Consider the following 20,647-nt stretch of genomic DNA (forward strand, 5'->3'; position numbering starts at 1 on the left):
ACGGGGATCGGCCGCGGCGGCGCGGAGGGGAGCCGCCGCGGCCGAGGCGTGTCCGGGGGCCGCGCGGTCAGCGGGACCGCAGCTCGCCCTTCACCACCTTGCCGCTCGCGTTGCGGGGCAGGGCGGTCACGAACTCCACCGCCCTCGGCACCTTGTAGTTGGCCATCTCCCGCCGGGCCCAGGCGATCAGGTCGTCGGCCGTGGAGACCGCGCCCGGCCGCCGGACCACGTACGCCTTGCCCACCTCGCCCAGGCGGGGATCCGGGATGCCGATCACGGCCACGTCGGCCACGTCCGGGTGCAGGCCGAGGCGCTGCTCTATCTCCGCCGGGTAGGCGTTGAAGCCGCCGACGATGAACATGTCCTTCAGGCGGTCGGTGATCCGGAGGTTGCCGGCCGCGTCCAGGACGCCCACGTCGCCGGTGCGCAGCCAGCCGTCCTCCGTCAGGGCCTCCGCCGTCGCCGTCTCGTCCTCGTAGTAGCCGCGCATCACGTTGAAGCCCCGGACCAGCACCTCCCCGGGCCGGCCCGGCGCCGCGTCCACCCGCACCTCGGTGCCGGGGATCGCGCGGCCCGACGTCGAGGCGATGACCGTGGGGTCGTCCCCGCGGCGGCACATGGTGACGACACCGCTCGCCTCCGAGAGGCCGTACGCCGTCAGGACCGTCTCCACGCCCAGTTCGCCCCGCAGGCGCTCGACGAGCCGCAGCGGCACCACGGCCGCGCCCGTGACCACCAGCCTCAGCGCCGACAGGTCGTGCTTGTCCCGGGACGCGTGGTCCAGGAGCGACTGGTGGAGGGTCGGCGGGCCGGGGAGGACCGACACCCGTTCCGACGCCACGTTCGCGAGGACCGTGTCCACGTTGAACACCGGCTGGGGGATCATCGTCGCGCCCCGCATCAGACAGGCGATCACGCCCGCCTTGTAGCCGAAGGTGTGGAAGAAGGGGTTCACGATCAGGTAGCGGTCGCCCTGTCGCAGCCCCGCCAGGTCGGTCCAGATCTCGTACGCCCGCAGCGTCTGCGCGTGGGTGATCACCGCCCCCTTGGGGCGGCCCGTCGTGCCCGAGGTGAAGACGATGTCCGACGGCCACTCCCCCGCCACCCGGTCCGCTCGCGCCCGGACCTCCGCCGTCCCGATGCCCTCCCCGCTCGCCAGGAAGTCCTTCCAGGTCCGGAAGTCCGCCGGGGCGTCGTCCGAGAGCACCACCACCTGCTCCAGCGCGGGGAGCCCCGGCAGCGGGCCGGTCCCGGCGCCCTCGGCCGCCGCCCGCCGCAGCGACGCCACGTACGACGTGCCCAGGAAGGTGCCCGTCACGAACAGCAGACGCGTCCCGCTGCGGCGCAGCACGTCCGCCGCCTCCGTGCCCTTGAAGCGGGTGTTCAGCGGCACGAGCACCGCTCCCGCGCTCACCGCGCCGAGCGCCGCCACCATCCAGTCCAGGGAGTTCGGGGCCCAGACGGCCACGCGGTCGCCCGCCCGCACCCCGTTCGCCAGACAGGCCGCCGCCGACCGTTCGACGCGGGCGCCGAGCTCGGCGTACGAGATCCGGGTACGGCCCTCCACCACCGCCTCGGTCGTCGCGTACCGCTCGGCGGACCAGCGGACCAGGCCGGGGATCGTCCCCCACTCCATGTCACCACGCATGACCAGCCTCCCCACCGGACCACTAGCTGACTGACCGTCAGATTAGCGGTAACCTGACGGACTGTCAGCAGCACTGTCGCCGTGTGGAGGTGCGCGCAGCATGCCCGCAGTGACCGGAATCAAGGACGCCACGGCCATCGTCGGCATCGGGCAGACGTCCTTCGCCAAGCACCTCCCCGAGGATGAGCGGACCCTCGCCTGCCGGGCCGTCCTCGCCGCCCTCGACGACGCCGGGATCGCCCCCGGCGAGGTCGACGCGCTCGCCTCCTACACCATGGAGGAGACGGACGAGGTCGAGCTCGCGAAGGCCGTCGGGTTCGGGGACCTGACCTTCTTCAGCAAGATCGGGTTCGGCGGCGGCGGTTCCTGCGCCACCGTCGCCCACCTCGCCGCCGCCATCGCCGCCGGGCAGGCCACGGTGGGCGTCGCCTGGCGGTCGCGGAAAAGGGGCTCCGGGCCGCGTCCGTGGACCAACACGGCCGTCCAGCTCCCCACCCCGGCCCAGTGGACCCGGCCCTTCGGGCTGCTGCGGCCCGCCGACGAGATAGCCATGCTCGCCCGCCGCTATCTGCACGAGTACGGCGCCACCCGCGACCACCTCTTCAACGTCGCGCTCGCCTGCCGCAACCGCGCCAACCAGAACCCGGCCGCCGTGATGTACGAACGGCCCCTCACCCGCGAGATGTACATGTCGTCCCGGTGGATCAGCGAGCCCCTGTGCCTGTACGACAACTGCCTGGAGACGGACGGGGCGTTGGCGTGCGTGATCGTGAGCAGCGAGCGGGCCCGGGACTGCCGCCGGGCACCCGTCTACGTCCACTCCGCCGCCCAGGGCCTGCCCGCCCAGCACCACGGCATGGTCAACTACTGGAACGACGATCCGCTCACCGGCCCCGCCTGGGCAGCCGCCCGGCACCTGTGGAAACACGCCGACATCACCCCGTCCGACGTCGACGTCGCGCAGATCTACGACGCCTTCACGCCCCTCGTCCCGCTCTCCCTGGAGGGGTACGGGTTCTGCGGCCGGGGAGAGGGCGGGGCGTTCACCGAGGGAGGGGCCCTGGAGACCGGCGGACGGCTGCCCCTCAACACCGGCGGGGGCGGGCTCAGCGAGGCCTACGTCCACGGCTTCAACCTCATCAACGAGGGCGTCAAGCAGCTGCGCGGGACCAGCACCGCCCAGGTGCCGGGCGCCGCGACCTGCCTCGTCACCGCCGGCGAGGGCGTCCCGACCTCCGCCCTGCTGCTCAGGAACTGACCGCACCGAGGAGAACGCACCGAGGAGTTGATCCCGCGATGCTCACCCCCGTCACCGACGCCGACGGCGCCCCCTTCTGGCGGTACGCCGCCCAGGGCGAACTCCGCGTCCAGGCCTGTACCGACTGCGGCGAACCCCGCTTCCCGCCCCGCCCCTGCTGCCCGCACTGCCAGTCCTTCGCGAGCGAGTGGCGGCGGATGTCGGGGCGCGGCCGGATCTGGTCCTACGTCGTCCCGCATCCGCCCCTGCTGCCCGACTACGCCGCCCAGGCCCCCTACAACGTGATCCTCGTCGAGCTGGCCGAGGCGCCCCGCATCCGGATGGTGGGGAACCTGGTGAGCGGACCGGGGGCGCCGCTCAACTCCCTCTCCCCCGACCGCGTCCGCATCGGCGCCCGCGTACAGGTCGTCTTCGACGGCGACGGGCTTCCGCAGTGGGTTCTGGAGCGGCCGTGAGTGTGCGACTGGACAGCGACAAGGACACCGGCGTCGCCGTCGTCACCCTCGACCGGCCCGCCCGGCTGAACGCCCTCGACCTCGAGGCCGTCCGCGAACTGAAGGACGTCTGGCGGGAGTTGCGGTTCGACGACTCGGTACGGGCCGTCGTCCTCACCGGGGCCGGGCAGCGGGCGTTCTGCACCGGCCTCGACCGGGACGCCGTCGTGCCGCAGCCCAACTCCCCGTACATGCAGGACGATCCGCTGCTCACCGTCGGCCCGAAGGCGAACGACCTGTGGAAGCCGGTCGTCGCCGCCGTGGAGGGGATGGCCTGCGGGGGCGCCTTCTATCTGCTCGGGGAGTGCGAGTTCGTCGTCGCGGGCGCCAACGCCGTGTTCTTCGACCCGCACACCACGTACGGGATGGTCAGCGCGTACGAGTCGGTGCTCCTGGCACAGCGGATGCCGTACGGGGAGGTCGCGCGGATGATGCTGATGGGCACGGCGGAACGGATCTCCGCCCGGCGCGCCTTCGACGTCGGGCTGGTGTCCGAACTCACCGACACCGGCGGGGCGTCGGCCGCCGCCGTCGCCTGCGCCGCCGTCGTCGCCGGGTATCCCGCCGCCGGGGTCCAGGGCACCGTGCGGGCGCTGTGGGCGGCGAAGGAGGCGGCCCGCGCGATGGGCTTCGCCCAGGCGCCGCATCTCATCTCGCTGGGGAACCTGCCGAGCGAGGAACAGGCGGAGCTGTTCGCCGCCCGCTCGGCCGCCGAACCCCGGGTCCGCTGAGCCCGGCGGGTGCGGATGATCCCGGCTCCCGTCCTGTCCGTCGTCGCGGAAGACGTCCCGACGAGGAAGAACTCAAGCGGCAAGGCGCACCACTGCCTGGCAGAGGGCGTCCACCTGCTCTGGCGTCATGGCGTAGTCGTATGCGATGTCCTCGACGCTCTCTCCGGCCTCCCACAGGTCGGTGATCGCCTTGACCGAGACGCGATTGGCCGCCACCACGGGAAGTCCCTGGCCGAACCTGGGGTCGATCACAACGGGGACGGAATCCGGGTACTGCCTCAGCCGCAGGCTGGAGGGAAAGTCGTCGCCAGCGTCCCAGTTCAGGTAACGGAGATAGCTGGAGACCACTTCCTGGATAGGGGCCTGGCCGTCCCGGGCTCTGCGGAGATCTCCGAGACCGTGTTCGACGAAGATGTCCACACCGTCCGTCGCGATGCGTTTCGACACGAGGCCATAAGGGGTGTCGAAGGCGTCCCGTACGGCGGCGGCGGCTTCCTCGATCTCACTCATGCGGAGCCCTAGGGAACGCAGGGAGCGGAGCACGTGTGCCTCGGCCACCGCGATGAAAGGCACCGAGGGCTGCCCCTTCCGCACCGGCTCGACCTGGTGGACCAGTGGCGCTCCGGCGGCCTTGCCCTTGAGCCACGAGGTGAGGGTCGACTGCGGAATCTCAAGGCAGGAGGCCGTTTCGGTGGGCGTCAGGAGCCCGTCCTTGAACCTGTCGACCATGTCCCACCTCCTCTTGGCGCCGGATTTCGCATCGTGCCACACCAAGCCTCCCACCTGCGGGTGGACCGCACACCGGTCGTCGGGGTCATCGGCTCAGCCGGCCGCGCGGAGTTGGTCCCGGGCCCGGCAGTCCCGGCAGCGGCCGGGTTCCGCCGTACGGAATCCGCGGTCGCAGCCGTCGCAGTTCCGCATCCGGACGACCGGGCGTTCGGGGGTCTCCGTGCTGCGGGCCGGTGCGGAGAGAGGCTGGGGCGCCTCCCTGAGCCGGTAGGCGAGGATGCCGGCCGGGCGGGCCAGCAAGTGGTCCGGGAGCCTTGCGGTGAGGTGGTCCGTGATGTGGGTGGGCAGGAGACCTGCCGCGAGCCACCGGGCGACGGCCGGGGCGAGTTGGGCGGCTTCCCGCGCGGACAGGACGAGGCGGGGGTCGACCCGGCGCAGGGCGGCGAGTACGGCGACGGCTCGGGGGTCGGCGTCGGCGGACGGGACCGGTGTCTCCACCTCGGCCGGTGCCACCGGCTGCACGGCCGCCGACGCGGGCGGGACCGCCGCAGCGGCGGCGGGCCGCTTCCGGGGAAGGCGCGGCCTGGGCGGCTCGGGAGGCCCGCCCGGATGCGGCGCGCCGTCGGGTACGTCGTAGAAGTATGTTCGGGTACGGACCTGCCCGGTGGGCGTTCGCTCGCGGCGGCGCTCCAGGTATCCGGCCGCCTCCAGCTCCCTCAGCGCTCGCGAGATAAGGATCTCCCCCTCGCTGAAGTGCTCGCACAGGGCGGTGATGGTCACGGAGGAGCCGTCGGGCAAGGAGGCGATGTACGCCGCGAGCCCGACGGTGACCGCGCTGCCACGCCGTTGGACGAGGGCGTTGGAGATCACGGTGAAGTCGGCGGTGAGCCGGGTGCGGACATGGATCACGCCGGTGGTCGGAGCTCCGGCATCGGCGCGCAGGAGCGCGTTAGACTGCGAATCAGCCATTGGGAAGGTTGGAGCTTCCTGATCGGTCAGGCCCTCGTTCGGGATTGCAGTCCCGGCGGGGGCCGTCTCTGTCTGCGGTTGTCGCGGCGAACGTAACCGCCCGTATCCCGCCCCTGCAAGCCGGTCACCCGGACGGGTGACGCGGGCTTTCCGGCGGGGAGGGTGGGTGGGCGGGTAGTTCTTTCCCCCGGTTCTTTCAGGAGGTCAGCGGCCCGCCGGACCCTCGCGGACAAGGGCCCGGTGAGCCCGGAACGCGGACGGCGACCAGGGCCCGGCCGCCTCAGGGACGGTGGCGCCCGGCCTGCAACTCGCCTATGAACGCGGCCCAGGAGGCTGCTCCGAAGCACAGCGCCGGACCGTGCGGGGCCTTGCTGTCACGGACCGGGACGACGGCCTGGAACCCGTCGGCCACCTCCACGCAGTCGCCCCCCCCGCCTGATTGCTGTAGCTGCTCTTGCGCCAGGCGACGCCGTTCAGATCGGACGGGAGATTCGAGCCACGGTAGTTGCCCTCCATCGTGGACCGGATCATGTCGAGTGACATGAGCGGGGGCAGGGCTGCCGCCCGCAGCCGATCGTAAATCACCTTGTAGCGGCTGACGTTGGCTGGTTCCTCGATAAGTTGGCCGTAGTCCGAACCCTCCGTGTAGGCCACCTCTGAGCCGTCCGGCAGGGTCAGGATCGTCAGCGAGCCACCCATGGCCTCGTGTCCGCCTTGGTCGAACGGCAGTACCTGCACGGTGATGTGGCGTTCTGCTGCCGCGTCGAGAAGCCGCGCCAACTGCTTACACATCACGGCATCGCCACCGATCGGACGCCTCAGTACCGCCTCGTCCAGGATGACCCACGTTCCGGCCGGTCGGGCGAGCTCAGGCGTCCCTGCCGTCCCATTCGGGCTGTGACGCGCTCTTCCAGCTGCTCTTCGTCGTCCAACAGAGCGTCCAGGCTGAGCACCGCCCGCGCGTAGTCCTCCGTCTGCAACAGACCCGGCACCACATGAGCCGCGTACTGCTGTGGACGTCCTGGCCGTGCGGTGGGGGTCGGCTCCTCGTTCGCCCGTGGGCAAGGCGGTGTGGGCGGAGGTGCCCGTGAAGGCGTCGGCCCGTTGAGGGACGTCCGGTCAGCTCGCCGGTGCGTAAAGGTCCGGGTCGCAGTGGTCGATCTTCGCGGCGACGCCCGGGTTGGACAGGTCGACCTGCACCGTCGCCGTGTCGTTCGCCGCGACGTACTCCTCGGCGCTCCGCTGCTCCACCCGCCGGGAACCCGCGTCGAGGAAATCGACCGTGACGGTGAAGTAGCCGCCGGTCGCGTTCGGGTTGGTGACCTCGACCGTTGCGTACGCCTCGCTCGGCGTCGCGCAGTCGATCAGCTCCACCGTGGCGTCCCGCAGCGTCGTGGACGTGCTCGAGGAGCCGCCGTCGCCGTAGGTGTCGTCCGTGTAGTCGTCATCGTCGTCGTAGTCGTGGTACGTGCTGCCGGACGAGCCGCTCGACGTCGAACCCGAGGTCGACGACGAGCTGTCGTGGTTCTGGCCGGAGCTGCTGCACCCGCCCCCGCCGCCGCTGTGACTGCTGCCGTGACCATGGCCCTTGCTGGTCGAGAAACCGGTCAGCGCCAGTACGACGATCGCCGCCACCGCGGTGAACTTGAGTTTCTGCCCCCGTCGATCCATGCCGACAGCCTAGGCAATACCTGTCACGACCATGTCACGGCGTGGCGACCGGCCGGTCCCCGGCGTAGCGTCTGCGGTGGCGGCCGCCGTCCGGGTCCCTTCCGTGCACCCTGCACGACGGCCGTCCCGGTTCGACGGCCGTCCGGGCACCGAGCGGCCGGCTCAGGCCGTTCTCGCCGTGCCCGTGCCCTTCTCCGCGTCCAGCGCGTACACGCAGCGGTCCTTGCTGGACGCGTACACGACGCCGTCGCGGACCACGGGGGAGCCGGTGATCTCGCCGCCGGTCGCCAGCTTCCAGCGCAGCCGGCCGTCGTCGGCCTTCAGGGTGTACAGCAGGTGGTCCGTGGAGCCGAAGTGGATACGGCCCTCCGCGACCGCCGGGGCGCCCACGATGTCGCCGCCCGCCTGGAAGCGCCACTTGGGCGTGCCGGTGACCGCGTCCAGGGTGTAGAGCCCCTTGCCGCTGCCGACGTGGACATGGCCGGCGGCCACCAGCACCGGGTCGACGGACGCCCGGGCCTCGGTGGCGATGCGCCAGCGGTCGCGGCCGTCGGTGGCGTCGATGGCGTACACGGTGCCGAGGTAGTCGGCGAGGTAGACGCCACCGCCGGTCACCGCCGGGCCGGGCACGAAGGTCGGCGGGGACAGGAACACCGCCGGGGCCTCGAAGTGCCAGCGCACCATGCCGCTCGCGACGTCGACGGCGAGGACCCGGGTGCCGGCGGAGAGGTAGACATAGCCGTCGGGGGCGGGGGTGACGCGGACCGGGACACCGCCGCAGGAGGCCGTGTCGCCGATGGGGTACGACCAGCGTTCCTCGCCCGTGCGGGCGTCCAGGGCTCTGAGCCGGGCGTCCTGCCAGACATAGACCGTGCCCTCGTGCAGGACCGGGCCGGCTTCCGGGGACTCGAAGTCGGTCTGGCAGCCGGTGATCTCCCAGAGCTTCTGCCCGGCCGAGGCCTCCCAGGCCTGGACGCCGCCGCCGCGCGTGCCGGTGACGACCGTGCCCCGGTCGGCCTTGAGCGAGTACACCCAGGCGTCCGTCGACAGCCGCCACAGGTCGCCGCCCTCGCGGGCGTCCAGGGCGAACAGGGTGGGGCCGTCGGAGGCGTGCACCCTGCCGTCCGCGACCGCCATGGACCAGGCCACGTCCCGCGTCTTGAAGCGACGCCGACCGGTGGCCACATCCAGGGCGTGCACCTCGAAAGAGGTGACGTAGACGAGGTCCCCGGCGACGGACGGCGTGCCCCACACATCGTTCGACATGCGGAAACGCCAGGGCCGCCAGCCCGCCGGGGTCTCCGAGGGCGCGCTCTGCGGGGCGGGTACGGTCGTGTCGGCGCCGTTGACGCCGGGGCGCGGGCGGGACCAGTTGGCGACCAGGCCGGGCTCGGCCACCGGCGCCTTCACGGCGGCCGTCGCGCGGACGTCGGCGACGCGCGGACCCGGCCCGATCGGCACGGCGGCGCCCGCCAGCCGGACGGGACCGACGTCGGGGGCGCCGACGGCCACGGACGCCGGGCGGGAGAGGACCACGGGGGCGTGGGACGGCGGGGGCGGTACGGCCGGTACGGCGGGCCGCGCCATGCCCACGCCGCCTCCGCCGCCGCTACGGGGGCTCGGGGGCGCCGGTTTCGCCGGACGGCCGCCACGGCGCGTCTCGATGAGGGTGACCGCCTTCTCGGGCAGCCACGCCGACGCCGTACCGCTGTCGTCGGAGCCGGAGCCGAAGAGGTGGGGGGCGAGCTGGGCCTGGAGGTCGGCCGGGTTGGGCCGGGCCGTGGCGTCCATCTGCATACAGGACTCGATGAGCGGGCGCAGCTCGTCCGGCAGACCCTCCAGGTCCGGGCCCTCACGCAGCAGCATGAAGACCGTCTCGACCGGGTTGGCGCCATGGAAGGGCGGGTGACCGGTGGCGGCGAAGACGAGCATCGAGCCGAGCGAGAAGACATCGCTCGCGCCGGTCACGCTGCGCGAGTCCTTCGCCTGCTCGGGGGACATGTAGGCGGGGGTGCCGACGGCCACGTTCGTCATCGTCAAACGCGTGTTCGAGACGCCGGACGCGATACCGAAGTCGATCACCCGGGGCCCGTCCTCGACGACGAGCACGTTGGACGGCTTGAGGTCACGGTGGACCAGTCCCGCGCCGTGGATCGACTGGAGCGCCTCGGCGACGCCCGCCGCCAGCCAGCGCACCGCCTGGGCCGGCATCGGCCCGCAGTCGTTCACTATTTCCTCGAGGGAGGGCGCGGGAACGTAAGCGGTGGCCAGCCAGGGCACGGCGGCGCGGGGATCGGCGTCGACGACGGCGGCCGTGTAGAACCCGGAGACCGCCCGGGCCGCCTCCACCTCGCGCGTGAAACGCACCCGGAAGAGCTGGTCCTCGGCGAGCTCGGTCCGGACCGTCTTGATCGCCACGCGCCGGCCCGAGGCCGAACGGGCCAGATAGACCAGCCCCATGCCGCCGGCCCCCAGCCGTCCCAGCACCTCGAACGGCCCGATCCGCCGCGGATCGTGCTGCGTCAGCTGATCCACCACTTGCCTGCCACCTCCCCGTACGAACCGCGTCACCCACTTGTGTACACGGCCCCGTGCAGCGTCTCACCACCGCACCGCCATGGCGGCACGCACCCTGATTCTTCCTGGCCGGACGGCCGGTTGCGAACCCGGGGGCAAACGGGGTGTCTCGTTTCATATATGCGCATACAGCGCGGATCAGCGCTGGAGAAGCGCGAACGACGCCCCTTGATTGTCCGTGACGACCGCCACAATTCCGTACGAGGCGGTGAACGGACCCGCCTGCACCCGCCCACCGAGCCGGCTCACCGCGCCGAGGGCCGCCTCGCAGTCCCGCACGCCGAAGTGGACGAGGAAATGCGGCGGCATGACCTCCGGGAAGACATCGCCGACCGGCGCCCGCCCGAAGTCGGGTTCGGCTCCCGGCCCGAACAGCGCCTCGTGGAAGAGATGACCGTAGAAGGTGTTGGCGGCCTCGGTGTCCCGGGCGTAGAGCTGCGCCCAGGCGAAGGCGCCGGGCCGGTGCCGTACGCCGAAGCCGGGGTGGCCGTCCGGCTGCCACAGGCCGAAGACCGCGCCCTCGGGGTCGGCGGCGAGCACGGCGGTGCCCGCCGCGCCCACCGGCAGCGGCGCCATGATGACCTGCCCGCCGGCGTGCTGGATGCGGCGGGCGGTCTTCTGCGCGTCCGGGGTCGCGAAGTACACCGTCCAGACGGTGGGCATCCGGCCGTCCGTCTTGTGGGCGAGCGCGGCCACCGGCGCGCCCTCCAGCCGGGCCCACACCGAGGAGCCGTACGCCTCCTCGAAACCCCACCCGAAGAGCTCACCGTAGAACCGCTTGCCCGCGTCCACGTCGGGGAGCTGCGCGTCCACCCAGCAGGGGCCGCCCTCTGCGTACACCGATGCCCTGTTTTCGGCCATACAGCCAAACTAACGGCGCCGCACGCAAGCCGCAGACCAGGCACACCCGCCTCCGCACCCCCGCGCACCCCATTTGCAGTCGGCCGAATAGCGCTCCGATCACCCCTCGGTAAGCTGACGGCATGACAGGACAAGTGCGTACCGTCGACGGCCGCGTGGCCGGTCGGCGCGGGCAGGCGACGCGGCAGAAGCTGCTCGACTGCCTCAGCGAGATGCTGAGCTCCTCTCCGTACCGCGACGTCAAGGTCATCGACGTCGCCCGGAAGGCGGGCACTTCGCCAGCGACCTTCTACCAGTACTTCCCGGACGTCGAAGGCGCCGTCCTGGAGATCGCCGAACAAATGGCCGCCGAGGGCGCCGAGTTGACCGGTCTCGTCGAGGGGCGGTCCTGGGTCGGCAAGGCGGGCTGGCAGACGGCGCAGGAACTCGTGGACGGCTTCCTGGAGTTCTGGCGGAAGAACGACGCGATCCTCCGGGTCGTCGACCTCGGCGCGGCGGAGGGGGACAAGCGCTTCTACAAACTCCGCATGAAGATCCTCAACTCGGTGAACAACTCCCTGTCGGACGCGGTCGCCGAGTTGCAGTCCAAGGGCAAGGTCGACAAGGACGTGAACCCGGGCGCGGTCGCCGGCGCGCTCGTCGCCATGCTCGCGGCGGTCGCCTCGCACCAGAAGGGCTTCCAGACGTGGGGCGTCAAGCAGGCTGAACTCAAGCCGAACCTGGCCCTGTTGGTACACCTGGGCATCACCGGCAAGAAGCCGACGAAGTAGCCCGGCCCCACTCGTTTTACGGTCAAGTCCTGTCTGCCAGGCGGCAGCTCACCCGGGTGAGCTGCCGCCTGCCGCGCTGTCGGCCTCAGGCGGGCAGCGGCCGGTCCTTCACCACATGCTTCATCACCAGCGTCGACGTCAGCCGCTGCACCCCCGGCAGGGTGGCGAGGCGCTCGTCGTACAGCCGCTGGAAGGCCGCGAGGTCGGCGGTGGCCACCCGCAGCAGATAGTCGGGTTCCCCGAACAGTCGCTGCGCGTCCAGGACGTGTTCCAGCTCGCCCACCGCCCGCTCGAACTCGGCGACCGTGTCCCGGTCCTCCTGCCGCATCGAGACGAAGACCAGCGCCTCGAAGGTCAGCCCGACGGCGGCCGGCTCCACCACCGCCCGGTAGCCGCTGATCGCCCCGGACCGCTCCAGCTCCCGCAGCCGCCGGTGACACGGCGAGACGCTCAGCCGCACCCGCGCGGCCAGCTCGGTCACGGTCAGCCGCCCGTCCTGCTGAAGCTCGGCAAGAATCTTCCGGTCCACGTCATCCATGGGGCAGATCTTCCCCCATATCGCGGTGATCTGCGAAAACTTCGGGAACACTTTCGGCCGCATCGCGCCTAATGTCCCCGGTATGGACTCGGGAACGCTGATTTCTTTCCTCGCCGTCGACCTGCTGCTGGTGTGCGTGCCGGGCGCCGACTGGGCGTACGTGATCTCCGCCGGGCTGCGCGGCCGTTCGGTGGGCGCGGCGGTGGGCGGCCTGGTGAGCGGGTACGCCCTGCACACGGCGCTGGCCGCGGCGGGCCTCGCGGTGCTGGTCGCGGGGTCGCCGACGCTGCTCACCGCACTGACGGTGGCGGGCGCGGCGTACCTGGTGTGGCTGGGGTGGGCCGTGCTGCGGCGGCCGGGGACACCGGGCGCGGGCGAGGAGATCACGGCGGGCGGCGCCCGGGTGTTCCTGCGCGGGGCCACGATCAGCGGCCTGAACCCCAAGGGCCTGCTGCTCTACCTCTCGGTCCTGCCCCAGTTCCTCTCCACGGGTGACGGGCACCTGCCGGTGGCCGCCCAGACGACCGCCCTCGGGCTGCTGCACATGGCGTGCTGCGCCGCCGTCTATCTGACGGTGGGCGTCCTGGCCCGCAGGCTGCTGGGCGCCCGCCCGGCGGCGGCACGGGCGGTGACCCGCACGTCCGGGGCGGCGATGCTGGGAATCGGCACGTTCCTGCTGATCCAGCACACCTTCTGACCCGTCCCGGCTCCCCTGGCTCCCCCGGCTCCAGCCCCTCTGGGCCCTCTACGCCCTCGGAGTGAGCCGGAACAGCCGGATCTCCCGATCCACCCGCGCCTGGTACGTCGCGTACGGCGGCCAGAACGCCAGCAGCGCCTTCCAGACGGCCGCCCGCTCCTCCCCCGTCAGCAGCACGGCCGTCACCGGGAGGTCCGTGCCCTTCCAGCTGATCTCGGCGTCGGGGTGGGCCAGGAGGTTGCCGGTCCAGGCGGGGTGGCCGGTGCGGCCGAAGTTGGAACCGATCAGGATCCAGCTCCCGCCGCCCTCCTCGGGCATGCAGGCCAGCGGCGCACGACGCGGCAGCCCGCTCCTCGCCCCGGTGGACGTCAGGATCACCCCGGGCAGCATCTGGGCGCTGAGCAGCACCTTTCCCCTGGTGAGGCGATGGACGGCCCGGTCGAGGGCGGGGATGACATGCGGCGCGACCTTCGCGAAGGCCCGCGTCGAGGAGACCTTCTGCACCACCCGGACGCCGATCACACCGACACCTCCGTCCGCTCGAAGAGCCGGGCCCCCTCGGCCGCGTGCGCCCGCAGCCGGTGCACGGGCCCGAACAGCAGCTCGTCGCCGGCGGCCCGCTTGAAGTACAGGTGAGCCTCGTGCTCCCAGGTGAAGCCGATGCCACCGTGCAACTGAATCCCCTCACCGGCGGCCCGACGCAGCGCCTCCAACGCCTGCGCAAGAGCAAGCCCACCGACCCGCTCGCCCCGACGGTCGGAACCACCCGGGCCGTGGGGGCCGCCTCGGCCGCCCGTAGCGCCTCCGCCGTCCAGGCCGCCTCCGCCGTCCAGGCCGCCTCGGCCGCCCGGATCGCCCGCCGCCCAGGCGGCGTAATACGCGGCGGACCTGGCCGCCTGGAGCTGTACGTACACGTCGGCCAGGCGGTGCTGGACCGCCTGGAAGGAGGCGATCACGCGTCCGAACTGCTCCCGTCGGCCGAGGTACTCGACGGTCCGCTCCAGCGTGCGGTCGGCGGCGCCGACGGCCTCGCAGGCGAGGAAGGCGGCCGCGAAGTCACCGGCGCGGGAGAGGGCATCCGCTACGCCCGCCTCCTCGCTCCCGAGCAACTCGGCCCGCACGTCCCGAAGTTGGACCCGGGCCTGCGGACGGGTCGCGTCCAGGGCCGTCTGCCGGGTGCGCACGAGCCCGACGGCGTCCCCCGCCACGACGAACAGCAGGGTGCGCGACCGTACGAACCCCCCGGTGTGCGCGGCGACCACCAGCGCCCCGGCACTGTGCCCGTCGAGCACCTGCGCGGCCTCCCCGTACAGCCGCCAGACGCCCTGGACCCGCCGGGCCTGGATCCCGCCCGCGCGCCCGCCGCCGGCCCAGTCGCCGTCCTGGGGGCCGGTCAGGGCGAGGGCGGTGGCCAGGGCGGGCGCGGGCACGGCGAGGGCGGCGGTCAGGGTGCCGTCGGAGATCCGGGGCAGCAGGTCGGCGCGCTGGGCGTCGGTGCCGAGGGCGAGGATCAGCGGCGCGGCGAGGACGGAGGTCGCGAGGAGCGGGGAGGGCGCGAGCGCCCGGCCGGTCTCCTCGGCGGCGAGGGCGAGGTCGGTGACCGGGCAGCCGACACCGCCGTACGCCTCGGGGAGCGCGAGGCCGGGCAGCCCGAGCTGCTCGGCGAGGGCGGTCCAGAGGGCGGGATCGTGGCCGCGGGGCGTGTCCAGGGCGGCGCGCAGCTCTTCGGGGCCGCAGCGCTTGTGGAGCAGTTCGCGCAATGTGCGGCGGATCCCGTCCTGTTCGGCGGTGAAGCCGGGGTCCATGGCCACCCCTCTCATCCGGATCTGACGGTGCGTCATATTAGGGCGGGGGAACCGGAATGCCCAGAGAGACGGCACCTGTCAGGGCAGCCGTTATCTGATGTACCGTCAGATTCATGGCATCCGGTATCCGGAAAGTGGCCGTGGTCGGTGTCGCCCTCTCCGACTGCGGCCGAGTGGACGACGCCACCCCCTACGCCCTGCACGCCCAGGCGGCCCGGCGCGCGCTGGCGGACGCCGGGCTCGACCGGTCCCGGGTGGACGGCTTCGCGTCCGCCGGGCTCGGCACGCTGGCCCCCGTCGAGGTGGCGGACTATCTGGGCCTGCGGCCCACCTGGGTCGACTCCACCTCCGTCGGCGGTTCGACCTGGGAGGTCATGGCGGCGCACGCGGCCGACGCGATCGCCGCCGGTCACGCGAACGCGGTCCTGCTGGCGTACGGCTCGACGGCCCGCGCGGACGTGAAGGCGGGCCGCCGCACCGGCACCTTCGCCTTCGGCGGCCGCGGTCCCCTCCAGTTCGAGGTCCCCTACGGCCACACGCTGATCGCCAAGTACGCGATGGCCGCCCGCCGCCACATGCTCCAGTACGGCACGACGATCGAGCAGTTGGCGGAGGTGGCGGTGCAGGCGAGAGCGAACGCGGCTCTGAACCCCGACGCGATGTTCCGCGACCCGGTGACGGTGGACGACGTCCTGTCCGGCCCGATGATCGCCGACCCCTTCACGAAACTGCACTGCTGTCTGCGCTCGGACGGCGGCGCGGCCGTGCTTCTGGCGGCCGAGGAGTACGTACGCGACTGCCGCACGGCCCCGGTGTGGATCCTCGGGACGGGGGAGCACGTGTCGCACGCCTCGATGTCCGAGTGGGACGACTTCACGGTCTCCCCCGCCGCGGTGAGCGGTCGGCTGGCCTTCGAGCGGGCGGGGCTGCGTCCGCGGGAGATGGACTTCGCCGAGATCTACGACGCGTTCACCTACATGACGCTGGTGACCCTCGAGGACCTGGGCTTCTGCGCGAAGGGCGAGGGCGGCGCGTTCGTGGAGAAGGGGCGGCTGACCCTGTCCGGCGCCCTGCCGGTGAACACGGACGGGGGCGGGCTCTCGGCCCAGCATCCGGGCATGCGGGGGCTGTTCCTGCTGGTGGAGGCGGTACGGCAGCTGCGGGGCGAGGGCGGCGAGCGACAGGTGAGGGCGCCGGACGGGGGCTTGCCCCGGCTGGGCGTCGCCTCCGGGACCGGCGGCTGGTTCTGCTCGTCGGGGACGGTGGTCCTGGGACGGGACTGAGGCCCGCCGCGCCGCCCCTCCCGGCAGGTCCCGCCCGGCAGCTCGCTCACGTCCCGAGTCGACGAGGGTCGGCGCAGGACCAGCGGGTCACTCGCGGCCCGGCCGATGAGGGTCAGCTCAGCACCAGCAGCACCGCCAGTGCGACGAGCAGTGAGTCGATCCGGTCCAGGAGGCCGCCGGAGCCAGGGAGCCAACGGCCGGCGTCCTTCGTCCCCGCACCCCTTTTGACCATGGATTCGAGCAGGTCCCCGGCCGGGCCGCCGACCGCGACGGCGATCGCCGTCTGCCAGCTCGACGCGGACAGCACGGCGAGCACCCCGAGCCCGGCCACGGAGCCCGCCAGGGTCCCGCTCCACCGCTTGGCCGGTGACAGCGGTGACAGCCTCGGCCCGCCCAGCCACCGCCCGGCGAAGTACGCCACGATGTCGGCGATCGAGACCGCCACGAACAGCGCGAGCGCGCTCGCCCCGAGCGGCACCAGCGCGGCCAACACGCTCAGCCAGGCCAGCCCGAGCAGTCCGGCGCCGACCCGGTGCAGGCCGCGTTCGGCGTCGCCGGCCAGCAGCGGCACCGCGGCCACCGCGAGCGCCCCGATCGCCACCACCCGGAGCACCTGCCCGGGCGCCAGCCAGGCCGCCAGCACCACGCCCGCCACCGCCGCGGCCAGCACCACCCGGTCCGGCCGACCCAGCCGCAGCAGCCCGCCGAACTCGAACACCGCGATCACCCCGGCCGCGAGGGCGACGAGAGCGGCGCCCGGCCGGCCCCACCAGAACGCACCGGTCACCAGGGGGACTCCGACCGCCCACGCGCACCACCTGATCAGCAGCTCACGGCGCCGGGACGCCGCCACCGCGACACCGCCCAGCGCCAGCGCCCCACCGAGGTAGGGCGCCAGCGAGGCCACGGTGATCACCGGGCGGATCCGGCAGCGGATCCGGCGGCGGAAACACCCGCGGGCATCGCGACACGCGAGGCCGGGCCCGGCCACAGCGCGTCGAGGGCGGTCCGGCACGCGGCCACGATGCGGGCGTTCTCGGCGGTGTCCCTGACCGCGACCCGCACCGTGCGTCCCCGGTACTGCGACGACAACGGCGACAGGTCGCGCAGGTACACGTCGTGGCGGCGGCACTCGTTCACCAGGCGGGCGGCACTCGGCCCGCCGGACGGCAGGGTCAGGTTGAGGAAGTTCGCGACGCCTTCCTCGACCACCACGGTCTCGTCCAGCCCGGCCAGGTCGGCGGCCAGCCGCCGGCGCAGCGCATGGGTGCGCAGCCAACAGTCGTCGTAGTACTCCGGGTCGCGCAGGGCCGCCACCGCGGCGAGCTGCGCCGGGAGGCTGACGGGCCACGGCGGTGTCCACCGGCGCAGCCGCGCCGCGGTGGCCGGCTCGGCCACCAGATAGGCGGCCCGCATCCCGGACAGCGCGTACATCTTGGACAGCGACGTGCAGACCACCACCCGGGGGTCCGTCGCGGCGAGACCGGCGAGCGACTCGGCCGGGTCGACATAGCCCAGGTAGGCCTCGTCGATCCACCAGCGGGTCCGGGCCGGCGCGGCGGCGATCAGCGCGCGCAGTTCGGCGGCCGGCGCGTGGCGTCCGGTCGGGTTGTTCGGGTTGACCACCACCACGAGGTCGTAGCGGCCGGACCCGACGGCGGCGGACAGCCGGTCCGGGTCGATCCGCCAGCCGTCCTCGCGGCGCAGCCGGAACCGGTCCACCCGGCAGCCGATCACCCGCTCCGTGACATGGGCGTACTCGCCGTAGCCCGGGTCCATGAGCAGCACCCTGCTGTCCGGGGTCAGCAGGCGGCCGAACGCCCTGAAGATCAGGTCGGACGAACCGGCGCCGACGGCGAGGGTCTCCACCGGCAGCGCGCGGGCCGTGGCGATCTCCGCCAGCAGTCCCTCGGCGCCGGTCGGCGGCGAGGTCCGGGCGGCCCAGGCCGGATCCTCCGTAAGCGCCGCCCGCACCCCCGGGGCGGGCGGGAACCAGGCGTCCAGCACATCGGCCGCGACGATCCGATGGCGCCGGTCCAGGCTGCGGAAGTCCGCGCCGATGGCGGTGAACGAGGCTCCGCCGTGTTCGCAGCCGTCCGGCCGGGGGGCGAACGGCATGTCCAGCCGCCAGTCCACCACGGACTCGAAACGTCTCAGCAAGGCGCGGTAGCGGTCCATCGTGACCTTCGTCAGCTCGGTCACACCGCCGGTCAGCACCTCGAACGTGACCGCACCGCTGTGGACGGTACGGCCGACCGGGCGCAGCCCGGCGGCCAGGTACATGTCGAGCAGTTCGGTGCGTCCCATCGCCACCACCCGGCGGCCGCCCCTGGAGGCGATCCAGCGCAGGGCCGCGTACATCAGCAGCGGCGCCGCCGCGGTGGCCCGCCAGCGCGGCTCGACGGTGAGGATGCGCACCTCGAACGGGTCGCCGTCGTTCAGCAGCGGCAGCTCGTCGCGGGTCAGGTACTTGTCCAGCGCGTACCGCCCCAGCCAGGGCGGGGTCAGGCTGACGAAGCCGATCCGGACCGCTCCCCGTGCAGCGACCAGGTAGACGTTGTCGCCGTCCAGCCCGTCACGGAGCCGCCCGGTGGGGTCCGGCGCATGTTGGCCCAACTCCTGCGCGTACACCCGGTGACGTAGTGCGTGGATCCACTCGAGGTCCTCCGAAGTGGCGGTACGCAGCTGAAGGTCACGGCCCATGAGCACCTCTCTCGACGCAGGGGACACCCATCGTCGGGAGCGCGGGCCGACCACGTCAGGGCCGAGCGACCCAGTCCCGCTGAGTACGCGTACTCAGGCGCGGCCGGGATTTCCGCCGGGCGCGGCAACCTTTCCGGGACCGGCGGCGACCGACGAGTCGAAAGCTTTCCCGTACGTGCTCCGCCGAACCGCGTAAGGATTCATCCGTGGCATCCTCCTCACACCGCCGGCCCCGCCCCGAGAGACGCACGCGTCGCGTTCCCGTCGTCACGGTGGTCGCCGTGGCGGCCGTCGCGCTCGTCGTGTCCCTGGTCGTGGCCTTCCGTCCCGACGGCGGGACCGATACCGGGGCCGACGGCGGGGCCCGCACGGTCGAGCCCGCCGCCGGGGCCGGGGTGAGCGGTTCGCCGACGGCGACCGGGACCACCGGGTCACCGTCGCCGAAGCCGAAGCCGTCCACGGCGTCCCCGAGCGCGACGGCCGGCCGGACGACCACGCCCGCCGCCACCGCGACCGGCGCGTCCGGCTCGTCGGGCGGGCGCTCGGCCGCGCCCGCCGCGCGGACCGCGTCCGGCGCGGCACCGTCGGCGGGGCGGATCGCGCCCGGGACCTCCTACCGGGGCGTCGCCACCTCGTACGACGCCGGAGACGGCAACGGCGCCTGCTCCTACGGCCCGACCTCCGACGTCATGACCGCGGCGATGAACACCGCCGACTACGAGACGTCCAAGGCGTGCGGCGCGTACGTCCTCGTCCGGGCCGGGAGCGGAGCGTCGATCACGGTCCGGATCACCAACGAGTGCCCGGCGCCCTGCGAGGCCGGCCAACTCGACCTCAGCCGACAGGCCTTCGCCAAGCTGGCCCCGCTCTCGGCGGGCCGGATCACGGTCACGTGGAGCCTGCTGAGCCCCGCCACGTCCGACACGATCTCGATCCGCTACAAGACCGGTTCCACCCAGTACTGGTGCGGCATCCAGGCGATCGGCCACCGCAACCCGCTGGCCCGGCTGGAGGTCCGCACGAGCGCCGGCTGGACCCGTCTGGCGCGCACCGACTACAACTACTTCCTCTCCGAGCAGGGCACCGGCTGCGGCGGCGCGCTCCGGCTCACCGACATCTACGGGGAGCAGCTGACGGTCGAGGGCATCGCCGTCCGGGCGGACGTGGTGCAGTCGACGCGGGTCCAGTTCGCCCGGCACTGACCGCATACTCTCGCCGTATGGCCAAGGATCTTCATGAGCTGCTGAGGTCGCTGCGGGTGTGGGAACCGGAGGTGACCGCGCTACCGCCCTTCGCCCCGGAGGCGGCGCCCGCCGAGCCGCTGTCCCTCTTCACGGACTGGTTCGCCGAGGCGGTGGCGGCGGGCGAGCGGGAGCCGCACACGATGACCCTCGCCACCGTCGGCGAGGACGGCCTTCCGGACGCCCGCATCGTGATGCTGCACGGCGCCGACGCGGACGGCTGGGCCTTCGCGACACACGCCACCAGCCGGAAGGGCCGCCAGCTCGCCGCCCGCCCGTACGCGGCCCTCACCTTCTACTGGCCGGTGCTGGGCCGCCAGGTCCGGGTACGCGGCCCGGTCACCTCCGCCCCGTCCGAGGAGGCCCAGGCCGACCTGCACGCCCGCTCGACAGGCGCCCTGGCCGCCGCCCTCACCGGACGACAGAGCGAGGTCCTGGCCTCGACGGAGGAACTGACGAGCGCGTCGGAGGCGGCCTGGCAACACGCCCAAGCCCACCCGACAGCCAAGTCCCCGACCTGGACCCTGTACCGACTGCGCCCGGACGAGGTGGAGTTCTTCCAGGGGGACAGCGCCCGCCGTCATGCCCGGCTGAGATACCACCGGTCGGACGGGTCCTGGTCCAGGGAACAGCTGTGGCCCTGAGGCCACCTCAAGCGCGGTAGGTGTTCTC

General features: G+C 72.8%; 20 protein-coding genes and 1 pseudogene. 8 read left to right on the forward strand and 13 right to left on the reverse strand.

Annotated features, from left to right (window positions below; translation table 11 throughout):
- Positions 1–67: 67 nt before the first annotated feature.
- Entirely contained in the window at positions 68–1,648 is a 1,581-nt protein-coding gene (locus tag G9272_RS20165; RefSeq protein WP_171397889.1) for a FadD3 family acyl-CoA ligase, read from the reverse strand.
- Between the two features lie 100 nt (positions 1,649–1,748).
- Here G9272_RS20165 and G9272_RS20170 point away from each other — a divergent pair, with 100 nt between their 5' ends.
- The 3 genes from G9272_RS20170 to G9272_RS20180 are packed head-to-tail and all read left to right on the forward strand — an operon-like array spanning position 1,749 to position 4,131.
- Complete coding sequence (locus G9272_RS20170; protein ID WP_171397890.1) at positions 1,749–2,906, forward strand: lipid-transfer protein; 1,158 nt, start codon at positions 1,749–1,751, stop codon at positions 2,904–2,906.
- A gap of 38 nt (positions 2,907–2,944) precedes the next feature.
- Entirely contained in the window at positions 2,945–3,361 is a 417-nt protein-coding gene (locus G9272_RS20175) for a Zn-ribbon domain-containing OB-fold protein (protein WP_171397891.1), read from the forward strand.
- Entirely contained in the window at positions 3,358–4,131 is a 774-nt protein-coding gene (locus G9272_RS20180) for an enoyl-CoA hydratase/isomerase family protein (RefSeq protein ID WP_171397892.1), read from the forward strand. Before G9272_RS20175 ends, G9272_RS20180 begins: the two co-directional genes overlap by 4 nt.
- A 72-nt stretch (positions 4,132–4,203) precedes the next feature.
- On the opposite strand, the gene G9272_RS20185 is transcribed toward G9272_RS20180, so the two are convergent.
- From G9272_RS20185 to G9272_RS20215, 7 genes and pseudogenes are all read right to left on the reverse strand, one after another.
- Positions 4,204–4,860 (reverse strand): DUF433 domain-containing protein, encoded by a 657-nt coding sequence (locus G9272_RS20185; protein WP_171397893.1) that lies wholly within the window; start codon positions 4,858–4,860, stop codon positions 4,204–4,206.
- A 93-nt stretch (positions 4,861–4,953) separates the two neighbouring features.
- Positions 4,954–5,829, reverse strand: coding sequence for a hypothetical protein (locus G9272_RS20190; RefSeq protein ID WP_171397894.1), 876 nt, complete (start codon positions 5,827–5,829; stop codon positions 4,954–4,956).
- A 280-nt stretch (positions 5,830–6,109) separates the two neighbouring features.
- A complete protein-coding gene (locus G9272_RS45335) occupies positions 6,110–6,247 on the reverse strand; it encodes a DUF397 domain-containing protein (protein ID WP_367398583.1) in 138 nt (45 codons plus the stop codon).
- Positions 6,204–6,842 (reverse strand): annotated as a pseudogene (locus G9272_RS45340) (DUF5753 domain-containing protein); the annotation flags it as partial. The pseudogene G9272_RS45340 and the gene G9272_RS45335, both read right to left, overlap by 44 nt.
- 106 nt (positions 6,843–6,948) lie before the next feature.
- Positions 6,949–7,500: a hypothetical protein gene (locus tag G9272_RS20205; protein ID WP_171397895.1), complete on the reverse strand. Its 552-nt coding sequence runs from the start codon at positions 7,498–7,500 to the stop codon at positions 6,949–6,951.
- A 162-nt stretch (positions 7,501–7,662) separates the two neighbouring features.
- On the reverse strand, positions 7,663–10,038 hold the full coding sequence (locus G9272_RS20210) for an outer membrane protein assembly factor BamB family protein (protein ID WP_171397896.1): 2,376 nt from the start codon (positions 10,036–10,038) through the stop codon (positions 7,663–7,665).
- A gap of 177 nt (positions 10,039–10,215) precedes the next feature.
- Complete coding sequence (locus tag G9272_RS20215; RefSeq protein ID WP_171397897.1) at positions 10,216–10,938, reverse strand: VOC family protein; 723 nt, start codon at positions 10,936–10,938, stop codon at positions 10,216–10,218.
- 134 nt (positions 10,939–11,072) lie between these two features.
- Here G9272_RS20215 and G9272_RS20220 point away from each other — a divergent pair, with 134 nt between their 5' ends.
- Positions 11,073–11,708 (forward strand): TetR family transcriptional regulator, encoded by a 636-nt coding sequence (locus G9272_RS20220; RefSeq protein ID WP_171402079.1) that lies wholly within the window; start codon positions 11,073–11,075, stop codon positions 11,706–11,708.
- 85 nt (positions 11,709–11,793) lie between these two features.
- On the opposite strand, the gene G9272_RS20225 is transcribed toward G9272_RS20220, so the two are convergent.
- Complete coding sequence (locus G9272_RS20225) at positions 11,794–12,246, reverse strand: Lrp/AsnC family transcriptional regulator (protein ID WP_067251387.1); 453 nt, start codon at positions 12,244–12,246, stop codon at positions 11,794–11,796.
- Positions 12,247–12,328: 82 nt separating this feature from the next.
- Here G9272_RS20225 and G9272_RS20230 point away from each other — a divergent pair, with 82 nt between their 5' ends.
- Positions 12,329–12,943, forward strand: a complete 615-nt coding sequence (locus G9272_RS20230) for a LysE family translocator (protein WP_171397898.1) — start codon at positions 12,329–12,331, stop codon at positions 12,941–12,943.
- Between the two features lie 48 nt (positions 12,944–12,991).
- Here G9272_RS20230 and G9272_RS20235 read toward each other — a convergent pair whose 3' ends face one another.
- Together G9272_RS20235 and G9272_RS20240 are read right to left on the reverse strand one after the other, a co-directional pair.
- Entirely contained in the window at positions 12,992–13,465 is a 474-nt protein-coding gene (locus G9272_RS20235; protein ID WP_171397899.1) for a nitroreductase family deazaflavin-dependent oxidoreductase, read from the reverse strand.
- The gene (locus G9272_RS20240) at positions 13,462–14,748 is read right to left on the reverse strand and encodes an acyl-CoA dehydrogenase family protein (RefSeq protein WP_171397900.1); all 1,287 of its coding nucleotides are present in this window, start codon (positions 14,746–14,748) and stop codon (positions 13,462–13,464) included. The genes G9272_RS20235 and G9272_RS20240 overlap by 4 nt, the downstream gene beginning before the upstream one ends.
- Positions 14,749–14,861: 113 nt before the next feature.
- On the opposite strand from G9272_RS20240, the gene G9272_RS20245 reads away from it, so the two are divergent.
- Positions 14,862–16,031: a thiolase C-terminal domain-containing protein gene (locus tag G9272_RS20245; RefSeq protein ID WP_171397901.1), complete on the forward strand. Its 1,170-nt coding sequence runs from the start codon at positions 14,862–14,864 to the stop codon at positions 16,029–16,031.
- 112 nt (positions 16,032–16,143) lie between these two features.
- Here the strand turns inward: G9272_RS20245 and G9272_RS20250 are convergent, their stop codons facing one another.
- Both G9272_RS20250 and G9272_RS20255 read right to left on the reverse strand, forming a co-directional pair.
- Positions 16,144–16,947, reverse strand: a complete 804-nt coding sequence (locus G9272_RS20250) for a phosphatidate cytidylyltransferase (RefSeq protein ID WP_171397902.1) — start codon at positions 16,945–16,947, stop codon at positions 16,144–16,146.
- Positions 16,944–18,734 (reverse strand): pyridoxal phosphate-dependent aminotransferase, encoded by a 1,791-nt coding sequence (locus G9272_RS20255; RefSeq protein WP_171397903.1) that lies wholly within the window; start codon positions 18,732–18,734, stop codon positions 16,944–16,946. The genes G9272_RS20250 and G9272_RS20255 overlap by 4 nt, the downstream gene beginning before the upstream one ends.
- Before the next feature lie 206 nt (positions 18,735–18,940).
- On the opposite strand from G9272_RS20255, the gene G9272_RS20260 reads away from it, so the two are divergent.
- Together G9272_RS20260 and G9272_RS20265 are read left to right on the forward strand one after the other, a co-directional pair.
- Positions 18,941–19,936, forward strand: a complete 996-nt coding sequence (locus G9272_RS20260; protein WP_171397904.1) for an expansin EXLX1 family cellulose-binding protein — start codon at positions 18,941–18,943, stop codon at positions 19,934–19,936.
- A 17-nt stretch (positions 19,937–19,953) separates the two neighbouring features.
- Positions 19,954–20,619 carry a pyridoxine/pyridoxamine 5'-phosphate oxidase gene (locus G9272_RS20265; protein ID WP_171397905.1) on the forward strand — a complete coding sequence of 222 codons (666 nt, stop codon included), beginning with the start codon at positions 19,954–19,956 and terminating at the stop codon, positions 20,617–20,619.
- Positions 20,620–20,647 lie beyond the last annotated feature (28 nt).

It is taken from the genome of Streptomyces asoensis (assembly GCF_013085465.1).
Lineage (GTDB): Bacteria > Actinomycetota > Actinomycetes > Streptomycetales > Streptomycetaceae > Streptomyces > Streptomyces cacaoi_A.

Coding starts and splice junctions, on each gene's coding strand:
- G9272_RS20185 (WP_171397893.1), bottom strand. CDS start 4,860: ATGGTCGACAGGTTCAAGGACGGGCTCCTGACGCCCACCGAAACGGCC.
- G9272_RS20205 (WP_171397895.1), bottom strand. CDS start 7,500: ATGGATCGACGGGGGCAGAAACTCAAGTTCACCGCGGTGGCGGCGATC.
- G9272_RS20190 (WP_171397894.1), bottom strand. CDS start 5,829: ATGGCTGATTCGCAGTCTAACGCGCTCCTGCGCGCCGATGCCGGAGCT.
- G9272_RS20165 (WP_171397889.1), bottom strand. CDS start 1,648: ATGCGTGGTGACATGGAGTGGGGGACGATCCCCGGCCTGGTCCGCTGG.
- G9272_RS20265 (WP_171397905.1), top strand. CDS start 19,954: ATGGCCAAGGATCTTCATGAGCTGCTGAGGTCGCTGCGGGTGTGGGAA.
- G9272_RS20245 (WP_171397901.1), top strand. CDS start 14,862: ATGGCATCCGGTATCCGGAAAGTGGCCGTGGTCGGTGTCGCCCTCTCC.
- G9272_RS20175 (WP_171397891.1), top strand. CDS start 2,945: ATGCTCACCCCCGTCACCGACGCCGACGGCGCCCCCTTCTGGCGGTAC.
- G9272_RS20170 (WP_171397890.1), top strand. CDS start 1,749: ATGCCCGCAGTGACCGGAATCAAGGACGCCACGGCCATCGTCGGCATC.
- G9272_RS20240 (WP_171397900.1), bottom strand. CDS start 14,748: ATGGACCCCGGCTTCACCGCCGAACAGGACGGGATCCGCCGCACATTG.
- G9272_RS20215 (WP_171397897.1), bottom strand. CDS start 10,938: ATGGCCGAAAACAGGGCATCGGTGTACGCAGAGGGCGGCCCCTGCTGG.
- G9272_RS20230 (WP_171397898.1), top strand. CDS start 12,329: ATGGACTCGGGAACGCTGATTTCTTTCCTCGCCGTCGACCTGCTGCTG.
- G9272_RS20255 (WP_171397903.1), bottom strand. CDS start 18,734: ATGGGCCGTGACCTTCAGCTGCGTACCGCCACTTCGGAGGACCTCGAG.
- G9272_RS20225 (WP_067251387.1), bottom strand. CDS start 12,246: ATGGATGACGTGGACCGGAAGATTCTTGCCGAGCTTCAGCAGGACGGG.